23 protein-coding genes are annotated in these 20,987 nt (G+C 69.6%); 8 read left to right on the top strand and 15 right to left on the bottom strand.

Annotated features, from left to right (window positions below; translation table 11 throughout):
* Positions 1-122: 122 nt before the first annotated feature.
* Positions 123-1,097, bottom strand: a complete 975-nt coding sequence (locus FJV46_RS06300; protein WP_087028880.1) for an EamA family transporter — start codon at positions 1,095-1,097, stop codon at positions 123-125.
* Between the two features lie 86 nt (positions 1,098-1,183).
* On the opposite strand from FJV46_RS06300, the gene FJV46_RS06295 reads away from it, so the two are divergent.
* Positions 1,184-1,729 carry a CGNR zinc finger domain-containing protein gene (locus FJV46_RS06295; protein ID WP_087028882.1) on the top strand — a complete coding sequence of 182 codons (546 nt, stop codon included), beginning with the start codon at positions 1,184-1,186 and terminating at the stop codon, positions 1,727-1,729.
* A 35-nt stretch (positions 1,730-1,764) separates the two neighbouring features.
* Here FJV46_RS06295 and FJV46_RS06290 read toward each other — a convergent pair whose 3' ends face one another.
* From FJV46_RS06290 to FJV46_RS06275, 4 genes are all read right to left on the bottom strand, one after another.
* A complete protein-coding gene (locus FJV46_RS06290) occupies positions 1,765-2,172 on the bottom strand; it encodes a hypothetical protein (protein WP_232008525.1) in 408 nt (135 codons plus the stop codon).
* A gap of 47 nt (positions 2,173-2,219) precedes the next feature.
* The gene (locus FJV46_RS06285) at positions 2,220-2,822 is read right to left on the bottom strand and encodes a DUF308 domain-containing protein (RefSeq protein WP_087028884.1); all 603 of its coding nucleotides are present in this window, start codon (positions 2,820-2,822) and stop codon (positions 2,220-2,222) included.
* A gap of 139 nt (positions 2,823-2,961) precedes the next feature.
* Positions 2,962-3,744 carry a class F sortase gene (locus FJV46_RS06280; RefSeq protein ID WP_232008526.1) on the bottom strand — a complete coding sequence of 261 codons (783 nt, stop codon included), beginning with the start codon at positions 3,742-3,744 and terminating at the stop codon, positions 2,962-2,964.
* 85 nt (positions 3,745-3,829) lie between these two features.
* On the bottom strand, positions 3,830-6,421 hold the full coding sequence (locus FJV46_RS06275) for a coiled-coil domain-containing protein (protein ID WP_126130657.1): 2,592 nt from the start codon (positions 6,419-6,421) through the stop codon (positions 3,830-3,832).
* A 310-nt stretch (positions 6,422-6,731) separates the two neighbouring features.
* Between FJV46_RS06275 and FJV46_RS06270 the strand changes: the two genes are divergently transcribed.
* Positions 6,732-7,367, top strand: a complete 636-nt coding sequence (locus tag FJV46_RS06270) for a helix-turn-helix transcriptional regulator (RefSeq protein ID WP_087028887.1) — start codon at positions 6,732-6,734, stop codon at positions 7,365-7,367.
* Positions 7,368-7,427: 60 nt separating this feature from the next.
* Here the strand turns inward: FJV46_RS06270 and FJV46_RS06265 are convergent, their stop codons facing one another.
* Positions 7,428-8,084 carry a DNA alkylation repair protein gene (locus FJV46_RS06265; protein WP_087028889.1) on the bottom strand — a complete coding sequence of 219 codons (657 nt, stop codon included), beginning with the start codon at positions 8,082-8,084 and terminating at the stop codon, positions 7,428-7,430.
* Positions 8,085-8,180: 96 nt separating this feature from the next.
* A complete protein-coding gene (map, locus tag FJV46_RS06260) occupies positions 8,181-8,972 on the bottom strand; it encodes a type I methionyl aminopeptidase (RefSeq protein ID WP_087029366.1) in 792 nt (263 codons plus the stop codon).
* Here map and FJV46_RS06255 point away from each other — a divergent pair.
* Positions 8,896-9,186, top strand: coding sequence for a helix-turn-helix domain-containing protein (locus tag FJV46_RS06255; RefSeq protein ID WP_087029369.1), 291 nt, complete (start codon positions 8,896-8,898; stop codon positions 9,184-9,186). The two genes, map and FJV46_RS06255, sit on opposite strands and share 77 nt — an antisense overlap.
* Before the next feature lie 23 nt (positions 9,187-9,209).
* Here FJV46_RS06255 and FJV46_RS06250 read toward each other — a convergent pair whose 3' ends face one another.
* A complete protein-coding gene (locus tag FJV46_RS06250; RefSeq protein WP_370684680.1) occupies positions 9,210-10,556 on the bottom strand; it encodes an MATE family efflux transporter in 1,347 nt (448 codons plus the stop codon).
* A gap of 88 nt (positions 10,557-10,644) precedes the next feature.
* Here FJV46_RS06250 and FJV46_RS06245 point away from each other — a divergent pair, with 88 nt between their 5' ends.
* Positions 10,645-11,001, top strand: a complete 357-nt coding sequence (locus FJV46_RS06245) for a hypothetical protein (protein ID WP_087028891.1) — start codon at positions 10,645-10,647, stop codon at positions 10,999-11,001.
* A 170-nt stretch (positions 11,002-11,171) separates the two neighbouring features.
* Complete coding sequence (locus tag FJV46_RS06240; protein ID WP_087029372.1) at positions 11,172-12,293, top strand: S1C family serine protease; 1,122 nt, start codon at positions 11,172-11,174, stop codon at positions 12,291-12,293.
* 32 nt (positions 12,294-12,325) lie between these two features.
* Here the strand turns inward: FJV46_RS06240 and FJV46_RS06235 are convergent, their stop codons facing one another.
* Entirely contained in the window at positions 12,326-12,964 is a 639-nt protein-coding gene (locus FJV46_RS06235) for an isochorismatase family protein (RefSeq protein ID WP_087028893.1), read from the bottom strand.
* A gap of 133 nt (positions 12,965-13,097) precedes the next feature.
* On the opposite strand from FJV46_RS06235, the gene FJV46_RS06230 reads away from it, so the two are divergent.
* Positions 13,098-14,051, top strand: a complete 954-nt coding sequence (locus FJV46_RS06230) for a GlxA family transcriptional regulator (protein WP_087028895.1) — start codon at positions 13,098-13,100, stop codon at positions 14,049-14,051.
* A 45-nt stretch (positions 14,052-14,096) separates the two neighbouring features.
* On the opposite strand, the gene FJV46_RS06225 is transcribed toward FJV46_RS06230, so the two are convergent.
* Together FJV46_RS06225 and FJV46_RS06220 are read right to left on the bottom strand one after the other, a co-directional pair.
* The gene (locus FJV46_RS06225) at positions 14,097-14,834 is read right to left on the bottom strand and encodes a GAF and ANTAR domain-containing protein (protein ID WP_232008528.1); all 738 of its coding nucleotides are present in this window, start codon (positions 14,832-14,834) and stop codon (positions 14,097-14,099) included.
* A 400-nt stretch (positions 14,835-15,234) separates the two neighbouring features.
* Positions 15,235-16,032, bottom strand: a complete 798-nt coding sequence (locus tag FJV46_RS06220; protein ID WP_087028897.1) for a metallophosphoesterase family protein — start codon at positions 16,030-16,032, stop codon at positions 15,235-15,237.
* Positions 16,033-16,208: 176 nt separating this feature from the next.
* Here FJV46_RS06220 and FJV46_RS06215 point away from each other — a divergent pair, with 176 nt between their 5' ends.
* The gene (locus tag FJV46_RS06215; RefSeq protein ID WP_232008529.1) at positions 16,209-17,006 is read left to right on the top strand and encodes a putative protein N(5)-glutamine methyltransferase; all 798 of its coding nucleotides are present in this window, start codon (positions 16,209-16,211) and stop codon (positions 17,004-17,006) included.
* Between the two features lie 213 nt (positions 17,007-17,219).
* Here the strand turns inward: FJV46_RS06215 and FJV46_RS06210 are convergent, their stop codons facing one another.
* Complete coding sequence (locus FJV46_RS06210; RefSeq protein WP_087028899.1) at positions 17,220-18,083, bottom strand: GAF domain-containing protein; 864 nt, start codon at positions 18,081-18,083, stop codon at positions 17,220-17,222.
* 152 nt (positions 18,084-18,235) lie between these two features.
* Between FJV46_RS06210 and FJV46_RS06205 the strand changes: the two genes are divergently transcribed.
* Positions 18,236-18,922 carry a sigma-70 family RNA polymerase sigma factor gene (locus FJV46_RS06205; protein WP_087028901.1) on the top strand — a complete coding sequence of 229 codons (687 nt, stop codon included), beginning with the start codon at positions 18,236-18,238 and terminating at the stop codon, positions 18,920-18,922.
* 99 nt (positions 18,923-19,021) lie between these two features.
* Here FJV46_RS06205 and FJV46_RS06200 read toward each other — a convergent pair whose 3' ends face one another.
* The 3 genes from FJV46_RS06200 to FJV46_RS06190 form a co-directional block, all read right to left on the bottom strand.
* Positions 19,022-19,438: a hypothetical protein gene (locus FJV46_RS06200; protein ID WP_126130658.1), complete on the bottom strand. Its 417-nt coding sequence runs from the start codon at positions 19,436-19,438 to the stop codon at positions 19,022-19,024.
* 243 nt (positions 19,439-19,681) lie between these two features.
* Positions 19,682-20,377 carry a hypothetical protein gene (locus FJV46_RS06195; protein ID WP_126130659.1) on the bottom strand — a complete coding sequence of 232 codons (696 nt, stop codon included), beginning with the start codon at positions 20,375-20,377 and terminating at the stop codon, positions 19,682-19,684.
* Positions 20,378-20,450: 73 nt separating this feature from the next.
* Complete coding sequence (locus FJV46_RS06190) at positions 20,451-20,981, bottom strand: CGNR zinc finger domain-containing protein (protein ID WP_087028908.1); 531 nt, start codon at positions 20,979-20,981, stop codon at positions 20,451-20,453.
* Between the last annotated feature and the right edge of the window lie 6 nt (positions 20,982-20,987).

Here is a 20,987-nt window from a genome sequence, read left to right as displayed (position 1 = left end):
TGCTGGGGGGTGCACGCGCGTGCTCGGCAGTCCTGGATCGGGAGAGATGTCGGCATTCTCGGATTATACGGCCGCCCGCCTCCGCGCCGGCAGTACTCGTGCACGGCGTCGGAGGAGACCGCTCATACCCGGGGCAGCGGCTCCACCGGATGGGGCTGATCGAGCACGACGGCGTCCTCGTGGCCGGGCGCCGAGCGCAGCTCGTCGAGGCGGACGCAGATCACCCCGGCCACGATCAGGAGACCACCCATCAGCTGGACGACGGCGGGCAGCTCGCCGAGGATGAGCCAGGCCGCGAGGACCGCGAACATGACCTCGGTCAGCGCCACGAAGCTCGCCACCTTCGAGCCGAGGCGCCGCGCAGCGAGGATCCCGGTGACGTATGCAGCCACCGTGGCGACGAGCACCAGGACGGCCACGGGGACGAACCAGCTGTAGGTCCGGCCGGCCAGCTGCACATCGGTGAAGACGAACCGGAACGGCATGATGTTCGTCAGCCCCAGGACCAGGATCACCGCGGACGCCACGAGCATCCCTCCCCCTGCCATGACGATCGGCGGCAGGGACTCGTCGACCCTCGCCGACATCAGGAAGAACACCACGAGGCAGACGGCGGCGGCCAGCCCGAACAGCACACCCACGGGGTCCAGGCGCGTGTCGCCGGCGAGGTCGAGCACGAGGAGGAGCCCGAGGATCGCGGTGACGGACCCGACGATGGTGAGGAGCCGGGGGGCCCTGCGCGAGGTCAGCCAGAGGAACCCCACGAGCAGCACGGGCGCCAGGTACTCCAGCAGCAGTGAGACACCGACGGACATGCGCTGAACGGCGTTGAAGTAGAAGAGCTGGCACAGGGCGATCGCCGTCGCCCCGTAGATCGCGACGGTGAGCGCGTTGCCTCGGACGGTGGACCAGCGGCCACGCAGGGCGAGCAGCACCGGGACGAGCAGCACCAGGGCAGCCCCGCCGATGCGGAGCCCGACAGCGGCACCGGGGCTCCAGCCGATCTCCAGCAGGGGCTTGGCGAAGGGGCCGGAGACACCGAAGGTCGCGGCGGAGACGAGCGCTATCCAGAGGCCGGCGGCGGGGCGCAGGGTCACGTGCGTCTCCTTCGGGTCGAGGTGGTGTCATGAGTGTCTGGTGACTATGGTGATGACACTAGGGGCGCGATCTGTCAGGAGTCAAGATGTCTTTTACCTATGACACGGAAGTGGCGCTCGCCTCTGCCGCGGCACTGATCAATACGGCGAAGCACGACGTCGACCCGCTGGACACTCTCGAGGGCCTGGACCGGTTCCTGGAGGAACAGCGGTTCACCGGCTCACGGACGCACACCGCAGCCGAACTCGAATCCGTCCGCACACTGCGGGGCGAACTGGACGTCATCTGGTTCGCGGAGGAGGACGACGCCGTCGCGCTGGTCAACGCGATCCTCCGCCGCGCCAACGCCCTGCCCCAGTTGGTCCGGCACGACGAGTGGGACTGGCACCTGCACGCGACGGCGCCGGAGGCACCCCTCGAGGAGCGGATGGCCACGGAAGCGGCCATGGCGCTGGCGGATGTGATCCGCGGCCACGAGCTCGACCGGCTGCGGTCCTGCGCTGCGGAGGACTGTGGAGGGGTGGTGCTGGACCTCAGCAGGAACCGATCGAAGCGCTTCTGCGACACCGGGAACTGCGCGAACCGCACGCACGTGAAGGCCTACCGCGCGCGCAAGGCCCGCTCCGCCTGAGGGATCCTGCCCGGGGGCTCCCGGACGGTGAGCGGCTAGCCGTCCTGCTTCGGGAGGCGCTCACCAAAGCGCGGTTCGTCGTCGGATCCGGACCCGGGTCCGGTTGCCGGCGGTGTCTTGGCGGCCGTGGTGTCGGGTGTGTCCCCGGGCTTCCGGTCGGGATTCGCCGAGGACCGGTTGATGCCGGACCCCTTGCTGAGGTGCTCCGCGTTCGGCGTCTCCGCCATCATGAGCATCGCGCAGATCACCAGCGAAGCAATGAACGCGATCCCTGCGGCCGTCAGGCCGAGGTCCACCCGCAGCTCGCGCGTTCCCCCGCCGGTCGCGAAGATCGAGGTGGCCACGCCGGCCACGAGGGCGAGCGCGGCGGAGAAGACGAGGGGAGCCTTGATCCCGTAGCGGAATCGTCCCTGCATGGGTTTCCCCGGCTGGCGCTTGGCCACGGGCGCTCCTTCCGAGCAGTGCGTCTTTTCTACGAGTGGTAGAGGTTCTAGTTTACGGGCTCGGACTCGCCCTGGGCGCCGGAAGCGTCGGGTGCGCTCAGCGCTGAATCGTGCCGGTAGCTGAGGGCCGCGATTCCGAGCACGACGGCGGACAGCAGCGCCCCGCCGCCGGTGACTCCGAGGAGGGCGTGCGCCCCCAACGGCTCGACGAAGGGCAGGATCACTCCGGTCCCGATGCCGACGACGCCGAGGACCAGGAGGTCCCGTGCCGCCGCATGGCCCCGGAGGGTGAGGCCTCTGACGAGTTCGGCCACGCCGGCGACGGCCAGCGCCACGGCGCCGGCGATCGCATAGCTGCGGTCGTCGACGAAGACGAGGCTCGCGATCCCCGCGCCGAGCAGCAGCCCTCCGCCGATATCGGCGAGCAGTGAGCTGTGCCGCCACTGCCTCACGCGGTGCAGCCACAGGTAGACGACTCCGGTGAGCAGGAGATAGAGGCCACCTGCCACGGACATCACCAGAGTCGAGGGCTCACGCCAGAAGATGGTGACGAGGCCGAAGACCGCGGCAATGACCGCGCGGGCCAGGAACGGCCTCCAGAGCGCGGACCCGGAGGGTCCGGCGTCCGGGTCGGGCGTTGCAGCAGCCATCAGGGACCTCTCCGGGAAGCGTCGGCCGGAGGGCCTCCGGCGGATCCAGTCTAAGTCCGGCGAGCGCTGCTGCCGGCCGTCGGCCGCCTGGGTCGCACCGTCCTCCCCTGCTGTCACCGCTCGGCGGACGGCGCTCCCTCTAGCCTGCAGGGGATGCGGTGACGACGACGTTCTTGCCCCACGGGTCCTCGGTATAGCAGCTGATGATGACGAGCCTGTTCGGGACGATCTCCCAGATATCGCTGTCCTTCAGCGAGTTCTTGTCATGCGTCACCACGGCATCCACCACGTACTCCAGGCGGCCGGACGCTGTGTCGACGACGACGCCGTCGCCGGGGTGGACGTCGGTACTGAACAGATCGAACGGCGCCTCGCTGCCTTCCCAGCTGTGCCCGGCGATATAGGTGGTGTCGGTGGAGGTCGGGCCGGGCGATCCGAACGAGGTCAGCCAGTACCCGTCGTACGTGAGCGGGGGGACGATCGACTGGGACGCCAGTTCGTTCTCCGTGGGAGCCAGGGGGAGGACCGGTACGTCGATACCGGCCGCCGGGACCGTGATGCGGGTGGGTGCAGCACCCTGTGGCGATGCGGATCGCGCCGGCTCAGCGGCCGGTCCGGCGGAATCACCTCCGTCGGGTGCGACCGATGTCCCCGGGGCCGGCTCAGTGGACGTCGGGCTGTCGGAGGTGCGCATGGGCGGCAGGACGCTCACCGGCGTCGCATTCTCCGTCCCACCGACAGGGGCCGCCTCGGAAGACTTCCCGAACCCCGGGATGAGGACGACCATCGCCGCCACGAATGCAACCACGGCGAGGGGCAGCAGCAGCCGGCGGAGAATGCCCGCGAAGCGCTGCACCGACGTCAGCGGGACGTCACGGGCGCCACCCGGTGCGTCGGGTCCGGGAGGTTCTTCTGTCGTCATGATGTGTCCTTCGGAAGTGAGCAGGGTGCCGGCCCTGTGGACCGGCACCCTGCGTCATTCGGTGTTCAGGGTTTCCCCTTGCGGATCAGTGCTTGCGCTGCGCCTTGCTGCGCAGGCCGACGGTCACTGCTCCGACTCCGAGTCCCGCAGTCATGAGGCCGAGAAGCCCGAGCCCCGCAGCGCTGGTCGAGTCGTTCGCCCCGGCTGCGGTCTGGACGTTCACCCCGCGGTTGGTACCCGCGGAGACGACACCCTTGACCTCCGAGCCGCCGACCGCCGTCACGACGCCACCGGTCCCGCCGCCGACGACCACGCCGACGTTCCCATCTCCGTCGATGTCGATATCGACGACGACGGTGGTGGTTCCGGAGCAGGCGACCACTGCGGCGTCGAACAGATCCTCGAGGGCGTCGAGATCGGCGTCGATCGCATCCGCGTCGATCCTGATCTCATTCGCCGTCTCGATGGCAACGCCGAGGCGTGCGTTCGCTGCGATGATGGCGTCGAGGTTCGCAGCCGCGAGCAATGCGGCACGCGCCTCGTCAACGCCGTCCTGCGCTGAGGCGAACGCGAGGAGTGCCGTGTCGAGGTCGGCCTGGGCCGCGTCCACGAGGAGCTGTCCCGCTGCTGCTGCGGCGGTCGCCGTGGCAACGTCCTCCCGGAGCGCAGCGATGTCGATCCCGGCGGCGATGTCGGCCTGCGCCTCGCGAGCGTCGTCGATGTCCTCCTGCAGAGCATCGAGGTCGATCCCGGCGGCGATGTCGGCCTGCGCCTCGAGGGCGTCGTCGAGCGCGTCCTCCAACTCCTCGAGGGCCGAGGCCGCGGCGTCGCGGTCATCTTCGAGGCCGCCGAGGGTGGCCTCCAGCTCGGCGATCAGAGCCAGACCGGCATCCCGATCATCCTCAGCCTCATCCAGGGTGACCTGCAGCCCGGCGACCACAGCCAGACCGGCATCCCGATCATCCTCAGCCTCATCCAGGGTGACCTGCAGCCCGGCCAGCACAGCCAGACCGGCATCCCGATCATCCTCAGCCTCAGCCAGGGTGACCTGCAGCCCGGCCAGCACAGCCAGACCGGCATCCCGATCATCCTCAGCCGCACCCAGGACGACTCGGAGGTCGGCGATCGCCTGCTGGTTGGCTGCAGCTGCCCCGACTGCGGCCTCGAGCTCATCTTCCAGGGACTCGACCAGCGTCACATTCGCGGCAGCGGCACCGATCGCGAGATCCAGGTCGATCCGAAGCTGTGCCGCACGGGCCTCAGCGGCGTTGCCGGCCTCGACCGCCGCGATGAAGGCGGCCTGCAGAGCGGCGAACGTGGCCTGCGCATCGGCGAGGGCAAGCGTGGCCTCCGCGAGTTCTGCCCGGGCGGCCACAACCGCTGCTGACTCCACGGAGACCGCGACGAGATCGGCCTGCGCATCGGCGAGGATACCCAGCGCAGCGTTGTTGTTCGCGATGGCGAGCGTGAGTGCGGCCGCCGCGGCCACGTCATCGGCGGGATCCGGAGTCGCCACCGCTACATCCACGGCGATACGCGCGGCAACCAGCGCTTCTCCGGTACGGACAGCTTCGGCGGCTGCGGCGTCGACCACACCCTGCGCCTCGGCGATGAGCTCGTTCTGGGCCACGACGGCGCCGTCGAGAGCAAGCGTCGCGTCGTTCACCCGGATCTGCAGAGCGGCAACAACTCCGTCCTGCGCCGTCAGGTCTGCTGCGGCGCCCTCCTCTGCGGCCTCGAAACCGGGCAGGGCAGCAATTGCTGCCTCCAGGCTGATCCCGAGGTCGACGACGGATGCATCCAGGCCATCCTGGGCAGCAGCAGCCGCACCCAACCGGGCAGTGAGGTCCGCGACCGCCGTGTCAAGGGCTTCCTGGGCGGTGATCGCAGCAGTGAGATTGGCGTCGGCGGCGACGACGGCGTCTTCCAGGTCGATCTGAGCCAGCAACACCACGTCGACGGCGGCCTGCGCCTCGACAACCGCGTCCTCCAGCGGAACCTGGTCGACCAGCGCCGCATCGACGGCGGCCTGCGCCTCGACAACCGCGTCCTCCAACGGAGCCTGAGCGGCCTCGGCCGCCTCGAGAGCGTCCTGCGCGGCATCGACATCGGCATTGAGATCGGCGAGCACCACGACCGCTGCCGCGACGTTGTCCTCGGCGAGGTCCACGGCTGCCTGGGCGTCGGCCAGAAGAGCCTCGGCATCGGCCAGTGCCTGCTCGGCGGCGTCGACATTGGCCTGGGCGTCAGCGAGGGCGCCGAGCGCGGCATCCAGCTCGAACTGGGCGTCGACCACGGCTTCGTCCAGCGGTGCCTGAACCTGCTGGGCCTCCTCCAGTGCCTCTTGGGCGGCGTCGACGTCGGCCTGGGCGTCAGCCAGCACGATGAGTGCTGCGTCGAGGTTCGCCTGCGCAGCCGCCGTGTCTCCGGGAACTGCCGCCACCAGGGCGTCGCGCTCGGCCAGGGCAACCAGGACGGCCTGCAGCGCGGCTCCCAGCTCGTCCGAGACGGACTGGTCCGCCTCGGCTTCAGCCAGGGCTGCGCGGAAGAGGTTCTGGGCCGCAAGGCATTCTGCTGAATTGGGAGCGGCGGAAGCGGGCGCTGCGGTGAAGAACAGGCCGCCCGCCACGAGAGCGGCGGTAGAGCCTGCGGCAAGAAGTCGAGTGTGCTGAGCCATGACAGATTTCCCCTTGAAAGAGCTGAGTGGATGAACTGATCGAGCAGGGGCATCGATGACCTGACACTGCACGAGACCGCGCCCTGTTCTCTATGCCACACCACCCCCGAAGCCCGCGCTACGGCTGCCCGGCTACACTTTCCCTGCCCTACGAGCCAGTAAGCGCACTGAGTATTTTCTGGAAATTCTCCGAGAGGCCAGTCACACTGGACAGGTAGCCAATGGGGGCTCCAGGGGGAGTAGGGGTTTTTCAGTGCGTCTTACAGTGCGGTCTCACACTGCGATAAAAGTTCATCTGGCGTCGTGCGACGTGCTGACGATCGCCGGCTTGCGGCAGCTGCTCAAGCCCTGCGGCTTCATCACCGTCGTGGGTACGACCTCGGACGACGACGCCACCATCGCCGCCGTGGCCGCGAAGTGTCCGGACGTCCTGGTGCTCCACGTGAGCGATGCTGACGCCCTCCACTCCCTGGCGACCTCAGCGCGGGAGGCGTGCCCCGATCTCAAGATCGTGCTGCTGACGGACGAGGATGTCGCGATTCCGCTGATCAAGGCCAGTGTGACCCGCCTCGAAGCCGTCCTCATCAGGGGAGGCGACTGCCTCGAGGACATCGGCGCGATCCTCAGGATCGTCCACCGTGGGGGTGCGGTGACCTCGGACTACCGGGCGGCTGTCGCGGAGCGGGAGCCGACGGTCACCCCACGGAAGGCAGCACGGTTGATGTCACTTTCGGACCGCGAGACGATCGTCCTGAAGGAACTGGCCCGCGGGTGCACGAATGCGGAGATCGCCAAACCGCTGCATCTCAGTGTCGCCACGATCAAGAGCGATCTGACCCGCATCATGAACGTCACCGGCGCTTCCGGGAGGGTCGAACTCGCGGTCCTCGCGGTGCGTTGCGGTCTCGTCGACGACGACGGCCCCTGGCGGGCGACGACGTCCTGACGCGCCCTACCCGCATGCATGCATCGCCTGCAGCACGCACGCCGCCGTGGCTACGCCCGCTCACCCGGCCTTGCGGGCCACGATCTCCCGGATCCACACGGGCGCGAAGGGCGAGGTGCACCCCGGTGGTGTCGGGTAGTCCTCGAGGACGCGCAGGCGCTCACCGATGTCGATGGCGCGGGCTCGATGCTCCTCGTGCTCTATGCCGATCTGCGCCAGGGTGTGATTCATGGCCCACTGCAGCCGCGCTGGAGCACCGGACAGGTCGCGCTCGATGGTGTCCAGCAGTTCGGCCAGGTCGAGCCCCTGCGGCTTCCTCGCACGGTCCGTGGTCAGGGCCCACCCTGCGCTCGCAACGACCGGGTCCGAATCGTCGAACCATCGGAGCCGCAGTGCCTCCGCGAGCGGACTCCTGCGGACGACGTAGTTCACCAACCAGTCGTTCACCTTGGGCGACCGGGCATGGCGCAGCATGTCATCGAGCTCCTGCTCCCCCAGGTCCCGCGGGCGGCAGATCAGGACGGCGACCAATTGCCCCGCCGTATCTCCCGCCCCCCACAGATTCCGTGCGAGCTCCTGCTGCGTCCCGAGGCCCTTCGCCAGGGAGCGCAGGGCCGCGAGTTTCACGCCGTGGTCGTCGCCGTGCCGTTCGTTGACCGCCCGCACCTTCGGGTCGTCGAGCTCGGCGATCCGCGCGAGCACCTCATCGACCGTCATGCCGCCCGCCTTCGTTCGTTCGTTCGTTCGTTCGTTCGTGGGACGAGCATGCGCCCGTCGGCGGGCTCTTGGCCAGCGGCCGACGAGGATCACGGGTCAGGCGACGGCGGCCGTGGGCAGGGTCAGGATCTCCGCTCCGGAGTCGGTGATGGCAATGGTGTGCTCGCTGTGCGCGGTCCGCGCGCCCGTGGCGCTGCGCAGTGTCCAGCCATCCGGATCGGTCACGAGCTTCGCGGTGTCCGCCATGATCCAGGGCTCCAGCGCGAGCAGCAGGCCGGGCCGCAGCACGTAACCGCGCCCGGGCCGTCCCGTGTTCGTGATGTGCGGGTCCTGGTGCATGGTCGATCCGATCCCGTGCCCACCGAAATCGGTGTTGATCGGGTAGCCCGCACCGCTCAGCACCGACCCGATGGCGTGGGACAGGTCACCGATGCGCGCACCGGGTCGTGCTGCGGCGATCCCGGCCTGCAGCGCGTGCTCCGTGGTGGCGATCATCGCGGCGTCCTCCGGGGACTTCGGCCGGCCGACGATGAAGCTGATGGCCGAGTCCGCGGCGATCCCTCCCTTCAGCACGGCGAGGTCGAGCGTCAGCAGATCGCCGTCGGTCAGTGCGTAGTCGTGCGGCAGGCCGTGGAGCACGGCGTCGTTCACGGCAGTGCAGATGTAGTGGCCGAATGGTCCCCGGCCGAAGGACGGAGCGTAGTCCACGTAGCAGGACTGGGCGCCTGCGCCCAGGATCATCTCCTGCGCCCATCGATCGATGTCGAGCAGGTTCGTACCCACGGCGGCGCGCTGCCGGAGGGACTGCAGGATGTCGGCGACGAGCGCACCCGTCACCCGTGCCCGCGCCACTTCTGGAGGAGTGAGGATCTGCGGCGAGCGCTCCATGCTGGACACGGCCCTCGATGCGGGGGTCTCGCCGGAGACGCTGCGGAAGATCGAGTCGGGCCGTGTCGCGACTCCGGCCTTCCCCACCATCGCCGCCATCGCCGTCGTCGTCGGGCTCTCCCTCGACGCCGTCTGGGCGGAGATCAGCGCGGCCGGCCAGGGACGCGGCGCGACGTCGGAACGCCAAGCCGCGCAGGAGCCCCTGGCCTCCTGACGCCTACCTGACCCCTACGAGACTCAGCTCCGCGTCGCACCGGTGACCATCCACCGGTCATCGCGTACACGCCAAGCGAGGGTCGCGGCGCGCGCCAGCATGTACCCGACACCGAAGGCGAGCCACAGCCAGACGATGCCGGTCGCGCCGGTCAGGTCTGCACCGGCCACGAGGACCAGCAGCGGCACGTACACCACGAGATTCACGACGCCGGCGAGCGCCAGGTAGCGGGCGTCCCCGGCGCCGATCAGTACGCCGTCGAGCACGAACACGAAGCCGCAGACCGGCTGGGCTGCGGCGAGAACCCAAAGTCCCGCGGCGAATGCGGCCTGCACGGCCGGATCCGTGGTGAAGATCCAGCCGACGAAGGGTGCGGCGGCGGCGAGCAGGGCGCCGGTGATGACGCCGAAGCCCACTCCCCAGCCGAGCATGCGGCGTGTGAGGGCACGCGCCAGCGCCGTGTTCCCTGATCCCAGTTCCTTCCCGATCAGGGCCTGCGCGGCGATGGCGAGGGCGTCGAGGGCGAAGGCCAGAAAGGTGAAGACCGTCATGACGAGCTGGTGGGAGGCAAGGCTCAGCGGGCCCTGCGCGGTCGCGACGAACACCGTGGCAAGGATCGCGATGCGCAGGGAGAGCGTCCGGAGCATGAGCCAGGACCCCACACCGGCAGTGCCTCGGATACCGCGCAGCGTCGGGCGGAGGGTCACCCGCTCCCGCCGGGAGGACCGGGCGATCATCACCAGGTACACCGCGGCCATGCCCCACTGGGCGAGGCTGGTGCCGAGCGCCGAGCCGGCCACTGACATCCCCGCCCCGTACACGAGCAGGTAGTTCAGCACGATGTTGACGCCGAAACCGGCGCCCGCGACGACGAGCGGTGTCCGTGTGTCCTGCAGCCCGCGCAGCACGCCCGTCGCGGCGAGCACCACGAGCATCGCGGTGAGCCCGGGCATGGACCAGCGGAGATAGTCGACGGCGAACGCGTGCACGGCCCCATCCGCACCCAGCAGCGATGCGAGGTGTGGCGCGGTGGTCCACCCCGCGATGGACAGCACCACCCCGAGGACGACGGCGAGGCCCACGCCGTCCCGCCCCGCGGCGAGCGCCTCGGGCAGTCTCCCGGCGCCGAGGAGGCGGGCGACGGCCGGCGTGGTCGAGTAGGCCAGGAAGACCATGAGCCCCACGGCGGTCTGCAGCACCGTGGACGCCAGCCCCACACCGGCGAGTTCGGCCACGCCGAGGTGACCCACGATGGCCGAGTCGGCCAGCAGGAACAACGGCTCGGCGATGAGTGCTCCGAGGGCCGGCACGGCGAGCCGAAGGATACTGCGGCTGAGCCGTCGATTGCTGGGCAGTGTCTCGCGCACCAGTCCAGCGTAGGGGTGTGGGCCGCAGCGCCTAAGCTGGGTATCCAGCGCGACGGAACCGTACCGCCGCGCGTCGACGCCCAGGGGAGTCATGAAGCTCGGCACCAAGCAGTACCTGGCAGGGCTCGTCCTGCTGTTCGTCAGCACCCTCTTCGTCCCGCAGGCCGTCTCCGATTTCGCGCGCGCCGCCTCCACGGGCACCGCGGTCCCGTCCGAGGCCCCCCTGCTGCTGGCCATCGGGCTCCTGATCATCCTGGCCGCGGCCGCCTGCATCGGCTGGGGATACTGGCTCACGCACCGCACGGGCGCACCCCGCCGGGCCAATCCGGAGGACGATCCCGACGAGCCGATGCTGAGGCCCGGTTACGGCCCGCCCACCCCTCCGCAGGACCCGTGGCGCGACCACCCGCTGCGCAAGCCGAAGCAGGGACCCGACAGCGGCACCTAGCTCCGCATCCCTCGTGCACCCTGCTTCCGGCCTTGTCCAGTGCACGATGGCGTTCCACCCCTCCTTGTCCGTACCGGGCGACGATTCGTACCGTCGAAGGACAGCGGCCCGCTCCCGACGGCACGTCCGTCCTCGTGGTCGCCCTGGAAACGTCCCTCGAGGAGGACCCCATGGATCGTCACCATCACCATCACCATCACCAGGCGCTTCACGCTGCCGCACTCGGCTGCGCCGTTCTCGTGGCCGTCGGCGGCTGTACCGCTGAGAACGGTACTCCGGGAGCGGAGGCCTCCGCGCAGGTGCAGGGCGATGACTCCACGACGGCGTCAGCCTCTGCTCCGGCCTCTGCAGCTTCGGGTGGAGGCGCGCAGGGCGAGGCCGGACAGGGCCAGATGAGCATCCCGGACATCGTCGAAGCCGTCGAGCCCTCGGTGGTGACGATCTTCACCGACGAGGGCCTCGGCAGCGGCGTCATCTATGCGGAGGACGGCCTCATCCTCACCAATGAGCACGTGGTCAGGGGCAACGACAACGTCGAGGTGGCTTTCGCCGACGGCCAGCGCGTGTCGGGGACCGTCGAGGCGACCGATACCGTCTCGGACCTCGCGCTCGTCCGCGCGGACCGGTCCGGCCTCCCGGCAGCGACCTTCCAGGAGGGACTGCCCCGCATCGGCGAGCTGGCTGTGGTCATCGGGTCCCCACTCGGTTTCGAGAACACCGCGACCTCCGGCATCATCTCGGGGCTGCACCGCGAGATCCCGGGGTCTGCTGCCACCAACCAGTCGCTCGTGGACCTCATCCAGACGGACGCTCCCATCAGCCCCGGCAATTCGGGCGGCGCCGTGGTCAACGGTCGCGGGGAGATCATCGGCATCAGCGAGGCCTACATACCGCCGGCCGCCGGAGCCGTGGCGCTGGGCTTCGCGATCCCCTCCCCCACGGCCGTCCAGGTTGCGGAGGAGTTGCGGGAGGACGGCCGGGCGGAGCATGCGTTCATGGGCCTGGCGCCGGGTGCCATCACCCCGGCCATCGCGGAGCAGCTCGATCTGGGGGACATCTCGGGCGTGGTGGTCCTCTCGGTCTCGCCGGGAGGACCGGCCGATGACGCCGGCATCCGACCAGGCGACATCCTCACGAGCATCGAGGGCGAGCAGCTCTCCGCGCCCGAGAATCTCCTCACCGCACTACGGCAGCGGAGCCCGGGTGAGAGCGTCTCCGTCGACCTCCGACGCGGCAACGACACGAGGACCGTCGACGTCGAGCTCGCGGACCGCCCGCCCGCCGACCGCTGACCTCACACCGGGAGCGCCGGAACCCTCCGTGGTCAGGCCTTCGCGGCCTGGGCGGCTCCCGTCATCGCCGAGCTCCCGAGGTCACTTCCCTGCAGCGGACGGCCGGCGTCGAGGGCCGACACCCACGTGCCCGTCTCGGCCACGGCGGCCCAGTTGGAGTTGAGTACGGCCATCAGGGTGGTGTGCACGGTCCTGGCATCTGCGAAGCCGGCGTCGTTGGCGATGTTGATCGCCCCGCTCGCATCCGAGAGGACCTCGGTGTGGAAGCCGAGGGCCTCGGCCTCCACGGCTGAAGCAAGGATGCAGTTGTTGGTCATGTAGCCGACCAGAGTCACGGTGTCGACACCCTGGTCCCGCAGCCACTGGGCCAGATCGGTGTCCGCGTAGACCGAGCCGTACTGCTTGACCACACTCTTCCAGTCGCCGGTCCGGCGACTCTCGACCTCCGGATGCAGCTCGAACTCACGCGTACCCGGAGCGAAGACGGGAGCTCCTTCACCCGCGGTGTGCTGGATGACGGCGATCGGCGTGCCCGTGGCGGCCGCGGCGTCGATGGCTGCGGTGATCCGCGCGAGGGACTGGGCGTGGGGTGGGTACTGGATCTCGAGGAGTCCGTCGAAGTACTGCTGCTGGATGTCGACGAGGACGAGGGCGCGGCGTGGGGTGCTCACAAGGGTGCTCCTGGGTGGTGGGTCGGACCCCCGATCAGGGGATCCATCTCATTCTCGGCGTCGTGGCCCGGCCTGAACCAGTGGCACGAGGACCCATTTACAATGGATTCGGGCCAAAAGGGAGGGGCGGAGAATGCGCATCGCGGTATATGCCTTCGACGGCATCACCATGTTCCACCTCGCGGTCCCGCAGATGGTCTTCGACGAGGTGAGGCGGCAGGGGATCGCGGACTGGACCACCGCGCTGTTCGGCGATACCGCCGGGCCTGTGCGCACGGCGGAGGGGTACCAGCTCGCCGGGATGGGCGGGCCGGAGACCGCGGAGTCGGCCGACATCGTGGTCATCCCGTCCTGGTTCGACGACGGGCGCGGACCCGGCGAGACGCTGCTCGCCGTGGTGCGCGCCGCCTCCGAGCGACGGGCAGCAGTTCTCGGCCTGTGCCTCGGCGCCATCGCCGTCGCGGACGCCGGGCTCCTGGCCGGGCGGAAAGCCGTCACGCACTGGCAGGCATTCGCCGCCATGGCCGAGCGGCATCCCGATGTCCCGCTCGATCAGTCCGTCCTGTACATCGACCACGGCGACGTCCTGACCAGTGCAGGAACAGCGTCCGGGCTGGATGCCTGCCTCCACGTGGTGCGCGAGCGGCTGGGAGCTGACGCGGCGAACCAGGTGGCGCGCAGCCTCGTCGTCGCCCCGCACAGGGAGGGCGGCCAGGCCCAGTACATCGACCGGCCGGTCCCGCCGCGGTCCGAGGACGATCCCATAGCGCCCCTGCTCGACTGGGCCCTGGAACATCTCGCCGAGCCGCTCGACGTCAACCGCCTCGCGCTGCAGGCTCACATGACCCGCAGGACGTTCGTCCGCGCCTTCCGCGCGGCGACCGGGACATCACCGTCGGCTTGGGTCCGGTCGCAGCGTCTCGACGCCGCCCGACGCCTCCTGGAGACGACGGATCTGGGGATCGAGCGCGTTGCCGCGGACAGCGGGTTCGGCCATGTGGTGACCCTCCGCGAGAACTTCGCGGGAACCTTCGGAACAACACCCACCGAGTACCGTCGGCGCTTCACGACGCGTCCGAGAGCCTGACCCGGACCCGGGCCCCGGCCCCGGCCCGGGTCCGGGTCCGAGGGCCTACTCGAAGTGGGTGGTCGCCGGCCCCTGGCCGAGGGACTCGAGGACCGACGCCGCAACCTCCCGCAGTTTCACGTTCCGCGTGCTGGACGCCGCCTTGAGAATGGCCATCGCGGCGTCCTGCGAGCACCGGTTCTGGCCCATGATGACGCCCACCGCCAGGTCGATCGTGGTGCGGCTCTCCATGGCGGAGCGCATATCGGCGCTGGACTCGGTGAGCCCGGCGATGCGCACGGCGAGTCGGAGCGAGGCCGAGACGTCCGCCGCGAACCGCTCGGCCGCCTCGATCGCATCCTGGCTGAAGGCATCGACGAGCGGCGAGTAGAAGTTCAGGGCGGCTGTCGCCTCACCCTCCAGGGGAATGGGCACGCCCAGCGCCGACTTCATGCCGTGCTCGGCAATGGCCCTGCTGTACTCCGGGAAGCGCTCCTCCGTGTCGAAGTTGCAGACGTACTGCACGGCACCCTCCCGCGCCGCGCGCAGGCACGGGCCGTCGTTGTACTCGTACTGCACCTCGTCCATCTTCTGGGCCTCGGGGCTGTTGCTCGCGACCGTCGTCTTGCTGCGCGCACGCAGGAGCGTCACGCCGCACAGCACTTCGTCGTCCGCCGCTGACAGGCGATGACCCGCGATGGTCACCAGCTTCGCCAGGAACTCCTCGACGTCCTCGCTGTCGAGCACCATGTCGTGCAGGAGGGTCGAGACCGCCGTGCCCTTGTCTTTCTCGTGATCAGCCACCACGCAAACCTTCGCGTCGATCCCCTGCCGGTCACGCGCGATGCTGGGCAAGGAGAAGGAGAGTGGTTGCCTGCTGCTAAACAACCTAGGAAAGCTTACCCAACGGAGAGCGATGGTGCCGACCGCATCGAGGTGGCCCTACGCACGCCACCCGGCCGGACGGTACCGGGAGCAGTACCCGGCAGCGGTACCCGCAAGCAACCCACACACGCGGCTAGGGCTGCTCCTCCCGCCCGTAGGGGGCGCGCCTGTCAAGCTGAAGGGATCTTGATCCGGCTCACGCCACGTATTGAGGAGCGCGGCGCACACTGGAAAGACGCAGCATATGGCCCGGACTTGTCCGCGGACTGACGTTGAATACATCGATGTGCATGCACGGACATGGGGCATCGGTCAGGGGTCAAGCAGCCGGCCCCTGGCCGATCGCTTGCCCGTCCGCGGCGTCGTGCAGTCCCGGCTCCGGGTGCAGACCGCGGTAGATCGCGGTACGCAACTCGATCGCGTAGGCCCCGAGCGCCGGCATTCCCCGGGCCGCTGCGACGGCGATCTCCGCTTCGACGTCATAGGCCACGCGCACGAACTGGATGCCGAACGGCTCAGTACGATCACCGTCGGGCTCGCCGTCGAGGATCACGTAGCAGGCCTGTGGTTCGTCGAGCGGGTTCCCGACGCTCCCCACGTTCACGAGGGTCCTGCTGCGGACGGTCGAGACGTAGGCGTCATGGATATCGCCGTAGCAGACCACGTCCGGGGTGGGACCAGGACCCGTCAGCCCGGTCGCCTGGAACATGCCCTCGAAGTCATCCTCGCTGTGCCTGCGGTGCACGCGGTGGTACACGCTCCTGGCCGACGCATGGACCATGCGGATGCGCCGACCGCTCAGTGTGATGTCGTGGACCAGGGGCAGCATCTGCAGCCACTGCCGGTCCTCCTCCGTGAGCTCGTTGTGCCACCACCAGCCGGCGTCGTCGCGCCATTCGGGGGTGCTCGTCGGCAGGAAGTCGTCCCAGTTGCCGCGCACCGTAACCGCGCAGTGAAGGCGGCTCAACCGCACGCACTCGGAACCGCGCGGGCCTTTCCCCGCGACGTCGCCGAGGTTGTACACGGTCCTGATGCCGCGGCGCCGGAGATCCTCGAGGACGGCCTCGAAGGCGGTGACGTTCCCGTGGAGGTCCGAGATCACGGCGACGCGTTCCATGCCGTCAGGCTATCCCAGGCGCAGGACGACGATCGGCGCCTTGCCCGCCGCTCCGCCGTGGGGAATCATGACCCGGCAGGAGCCGCGTCGCGGAACTCCCGTCCCCCGTCGCCGTCGTGGGGATGATCCTGTCCCCGTCCCACGGGGCCATGAATCGGGAGGAAGGTGGTCCGCAGGTGCACGATCCCAACCGGGGTTCCGCCGGTCCTCTCGAGGTGGCCCTCGTCCTGCGCCTGCGCGCAGCGGGCTGCGTCTTCGCCGAGGACGAGGCCCGGTTGCTGGTCGGGAGCGGTTTGCGCGGCGCGGAACTCGAGCACCTGGTACAACGGCGCGTCATGGGAGAACCGCTCGAGCACATCCTCGGCTGGGTCGACTTCTGTGGCCTCCGGCTCGCTGTAGGTCCGGGGGTCTTCGTGCCCCGGCAGCGGTCCGCTCTCCTCGTCGAGTGTGCCGCTGAGGTGACCCCCGAGGGCGCGACCGTCCTGGACCTGTGTTGCGGGTGCGGGGCTCTCGGGGCCGCCCTCGCTTACCTGGTCGGGGGCATCGCCCTGCACGCCACGGACATCTCGCGTGACGCCGTCGGACTGGCCCGGGAGAACCTTCCCGCCGGGGCCCAGTGCTACGAGGGCGATCTGTTCGGAGCCCTTCCCGCAGCGCTGCGGGGCACGGTCCACACGCTGCTCTGCAACAGTCCGTATGTGCCGTCCGACCAGCTGCGGACGCTGCCTCCCGAAGCACGACTGCACGAGCCACGTGCCACGCTCGACGGCGGCGCTGACGGGCTGGACATCCACCGGCGGGTTGCCGCGGAAGCGCGCGCCTGGCTGCGTCCGGGCGGGCACCTGCTGTTCGAGGTCTCCGACGAGCAGGAGACTGCCGGTCTCGGGCTCCTGCAGGAGCAGGGATTCCGGGCGTGGTCGCGCGATCGGGCCGAGATGGGCGCGACGGTCGTCATCGGGCGGGCACCTGCCTGACTCTCCTGAAAGGTACGCGCCACGCGGGCGGCGTCGGCCCCGGGCGGCAAGATGGTGCCCGGGTCGCTCGCGCTGGCCCGGGCACCATCAGGGGGTTTGCTGCACCAGCCGGCTTCTTGACCGATCAGTAAGCCCACTTACTAGTGGACCACGCCGGACGGGCTGCGCCAACACCGACGCCCGACCCGGTGGAAAAACTGCGGGACCGCTCGCTCACGCGTCGAGCTGGTGCTGTGCCTCGAGGGCGAAGGAGTGGAAGTCGGCCTCGTCGTCGGCGTCGAAGACCCGTGGCTCCTGATCGATGACGCACAGGGTCCCCACGGCCCACCCCTCGGGACTTCGAAGCGGGTGGCCCGCATAGAACCTGATGAAGGGCTCGCCCAGGACGAGGGGATTCCACCGGAAGCGGGGGTCGTCGAAGGTGTCGGGGACCACGACGGGCACGGGCTCGCCGATCGTGGTGTTGCAGAAGGACCTCGCCCGCGGCATGTTCTGCTCGACCGGCCCGATGGCGGACTTCAGGAATTGCCGATGCTCGTCGATGAGGGTGACGATGACGGAACTTGTGCGGAATCGTCCCTGGGCCCGTCGGGTGATGGCATCGAACCGTTCCTCCTGATCCGTGTCGAGCAGCCCGGTCCGGCGGACCGCCGCAAGGCGCTGCCCTTCCTGTTCCTCCGCGGTGAGCAGGAAGGCCGTGTCGGCCCGCAACCCCTGTCCGGGATCGTCCCCGCGCAGATCCGCGGCGTCCTCGGCCAGGGGCGACACGACGACGTCGACTCCGCGCTTGCGCAGAATGGCATTCACGGCGACCGCCAGGATGTCACTCTCACGCGCCTGGAGGTCGAGCCGCCTCTGGAGGTACGCGCGCACGCCGGCCAGCGGTGTGGTGCCGCCGAGCAGTAGGCCCGTCCGCCAGACGTCCTCGGCACCGAGACCCGCGCGCTCGAGGGCCTCGATCATGAGCGCGCGCTGTGGCCGTCCATCCATTGCCGTCATACCGTCCTGTCCCCCGTCGTCCTGCTCGGTGTCGCTCACCTTATTGAACCGCACCGGTGCAACCGTGGTCCGTTCCACGCGGTGGTTCTTCCTTCCGGCGCGTGGGACGCTGGACCGACCGCGGGGCACAGGCTACATTCAGGGCACAGGCTCAACCCTGTGTCCTCAGGGAGGCGGCACTGCCGATAGCGGCAGAGCGGTCCTCGCCCACTCCCGCACCCGCGGTGGGGATGGCTTCATCCCGGTCTCAGCCAGAAAGCCTCGCCATCACCTCCTCTCTCCAGGCGGTCGCGCTCCCGCCCTCCACCGCACCCGATCAGCGGACGCAGCTCGGATCGTCGTCCGACGTCGCATCCCCCGAGGCAGGGCCTGATCTCACCGCACTGCTGATCTCCGCGGGCATGAAGGACGAGGCAGCCTTCCGCGACCTCTACACCGCCTGCTCACGCCGCGTTTTCGGGCAGGCCCGCAGGGTCCTCATCGATCCCGACATCAGCGCGGAGGTGACGCAGGAGGTCTTCCTCCTCGTGTGGGAGCAGGGGGACCGCTACAATCCGGAGCTCGGTCATCCGCTGACCTGGCTGAAGACCCTCACGCATCGGCGCGCGATCGACCGCCTCCGGTCGGAGGTGTCACGCGGTGCCCGCGACGAGAAGTGGGGCCGGCGCCATCATGCGACACCTGTCGACGAGGTCTCCGAGGTCGTGGTCGGGCGTGACGAGGCATCCCGGGTGCACGCCAGCATGTCCGTCCTCTCGAACGCCCAGCACGAGGCCATCTCGCTGGCCTTCTTCTCGCACCTCACGTACGCCGAGGTCGGGGAGCGTCTGGGCATCCCCGTCGCAACAGCCAAGACCCGCATCCGGGACGGGCTCAAGAAACTGCGGAAGGCCTTGGAGCCGCACGCCCGGGAGTGACCGCCCCCGACCATCCGGGCGAGGCCCCCACCCTCAAGATTCGCCAGCCCGGCGATCCGGCGACGGGTACACCGGGCAGTACCGGCGATCAGGCGTCGGTCACCGGTCCCGCCGCACGGCTCGGCGGACGGGCTGCAGGAGCGCCTGCCGGGGCGCACGACGGCTCGTGAACACGGGAGGCTCCGGAACGACGAGGTCGGGGCGGGCCAGGTCGTGGAGCGGCGTTTCCGCTCCGGGCCGCACGGCGCCTCGGCGGCAGACAGGGAGAAGCGAGTGGTCGGGGAAGCCCGCCCCGCGACGCGACGGGCTGTAGGGCGCCCGGCAGCAGGCGAGCGGACCCGTCATCGCGCGATCGTCGAGCAGCTCGTTGACGGCCTGGGTCACGCAGTCGCCGTCGTCCGCGGGAAGTGCGAGCAGCCCGTGCAGGTAGGCGTCCACCTCGAGCCGCTCCACGCAGCCGCCCATGTTCATGAAGTGGTCCCACACCATCGCGAGGGAGAGGTCGGCGTGCTTCATGGCTGTGTGGGTGTGCAGGCCTTGCATTGGACGGGTTCCTCCGGGCGTTCCTGGACAGGAAGCCGGACGGACTTAGCCCCACCGAGGGTACGGCGACGTGCGGCACGCGAGAAGCCGGCTTCGTGACTCCTCGGGGGTGTCCCGGAGATTCCGGGCTTCCGCTCCTACCATTCTGGCACCAGGTGCGCCGAACAAGGAGGCTGACTTTCACCCGACCCGGCAGCTTGCATCCCGCGAGGAAGGTCAGGTCACGGGGTGGAGCGCCGACCTCACGACGACGGCGTCGGTCCCGTAGTCGTCATCCATGCGCTGCTGGAGGGAGCCGTCGTCGTAGACCACCCTCACATTGACGAGGCCCTGCTCCACCCAGACCTCGAGCACGCCGGCCAGGTTCTGGTCGACAATTTCCTGCTGGAGACGGTCGAGCTCCTGCCGGCTCGTGGTGCCCTGCCGCCCGGCGAGCGGATCCTCGAACGGCATGGCGTCGTAGAGGGACAGCGGGATCGGCGCCGCCGTCGGGGTGAACATCACACCGTCCCACGTGCCCGTGACCGCATAGGTTCCCCACGTGACGCCCGACGCCGTCTCCTCCTGCTCCGCGAGTCCCCAGTCCCACCCGAGGATCTCCGGGCCGGAGCACTGGGGAGGGTAGGACTCCGCCACCGCACCGAGGCAGAACTGCGGGAGCGCGTCGCCGGCCTGCAGGACAGTGCCCTGACCCAGAACGGCGCCCTCGGCCGCCGGAAGTGCTGACGGGGTGGGGGTCGGCGGGAGCGGTGGGTCGGACGAGTCCGACGGGTCCGATGGGTCGGTGGCGGAGGTTGCCACGGGTTCCGCGACGGGCTCGGGAGCCGGCGCTCCGGGGTTACCCGGCGTCGCGCACGCGCTGAGGACAACTGCCGTGAGGGCTGCGATGCCCATCCATGCTGACCGCGTCATGCACCCATCATCAGCGCCTCGTCCCCGCGACACCACAGCATCCGGCGGATCAGCGCCGAACCGTGACGCTTGATCAGGCCGATCGCGGCGCCGCGCGCGAGCGGTGGCGCCGGACGGCGGCCCGGTTGGCGCACCGGACCGAGCAGTATCGCTGCCGGCCGTTGCGCGTGACGTCGACGACGACCTGGCGGCACGGCTCTGCGGCGCACCGACCGAGGCGGTGCATGCCCCGCGTGACGAGGTGCAGGGACGTGCCGACGCTGATGACGGCCATGAGCACCGACGGCAGCGACTGGTCATGATCCCGGTAGTGCAGGTGCCACCCCTCGCCATCGTGGTCGGTCAGGCGAGGGTAGGCCGTCGCGGCCGCCATCTGGTTGTTCAGGATGGCTGATCGGGCATCGGGATCGCCGGTGTCCACCACGGCGAGCCACGCGTCGATGACCTCACGGACGCGGGCATGATCGTCCTGCACCACGGGGAAGTCCATCGTCATGCCGAAATCACGGGTGCGCCCGACGATCGCCGGCCGGTCCTCCGGCCACGCGTTGGCCAGGGACGCCGCGAGGAGCACCGCGTACTCGCCGTAAGGGTTGAGATGCACAAGGGC

The organism is Arthrobacter agilis, assembly GCF_006494655.1.
GTDB classification, from domain to species: Bacteria; Actinomycetota; Actinomycetes; order Actinomycetales; family Micrococcaceae; genus Arthrobacter_D; species Arthrobacter_D agilis.
The sequence above is the reverse complement of the archived record's forward strand: the minus strand, read 5'-3'. Positions and strand labels throughout refer to the sequence as shown.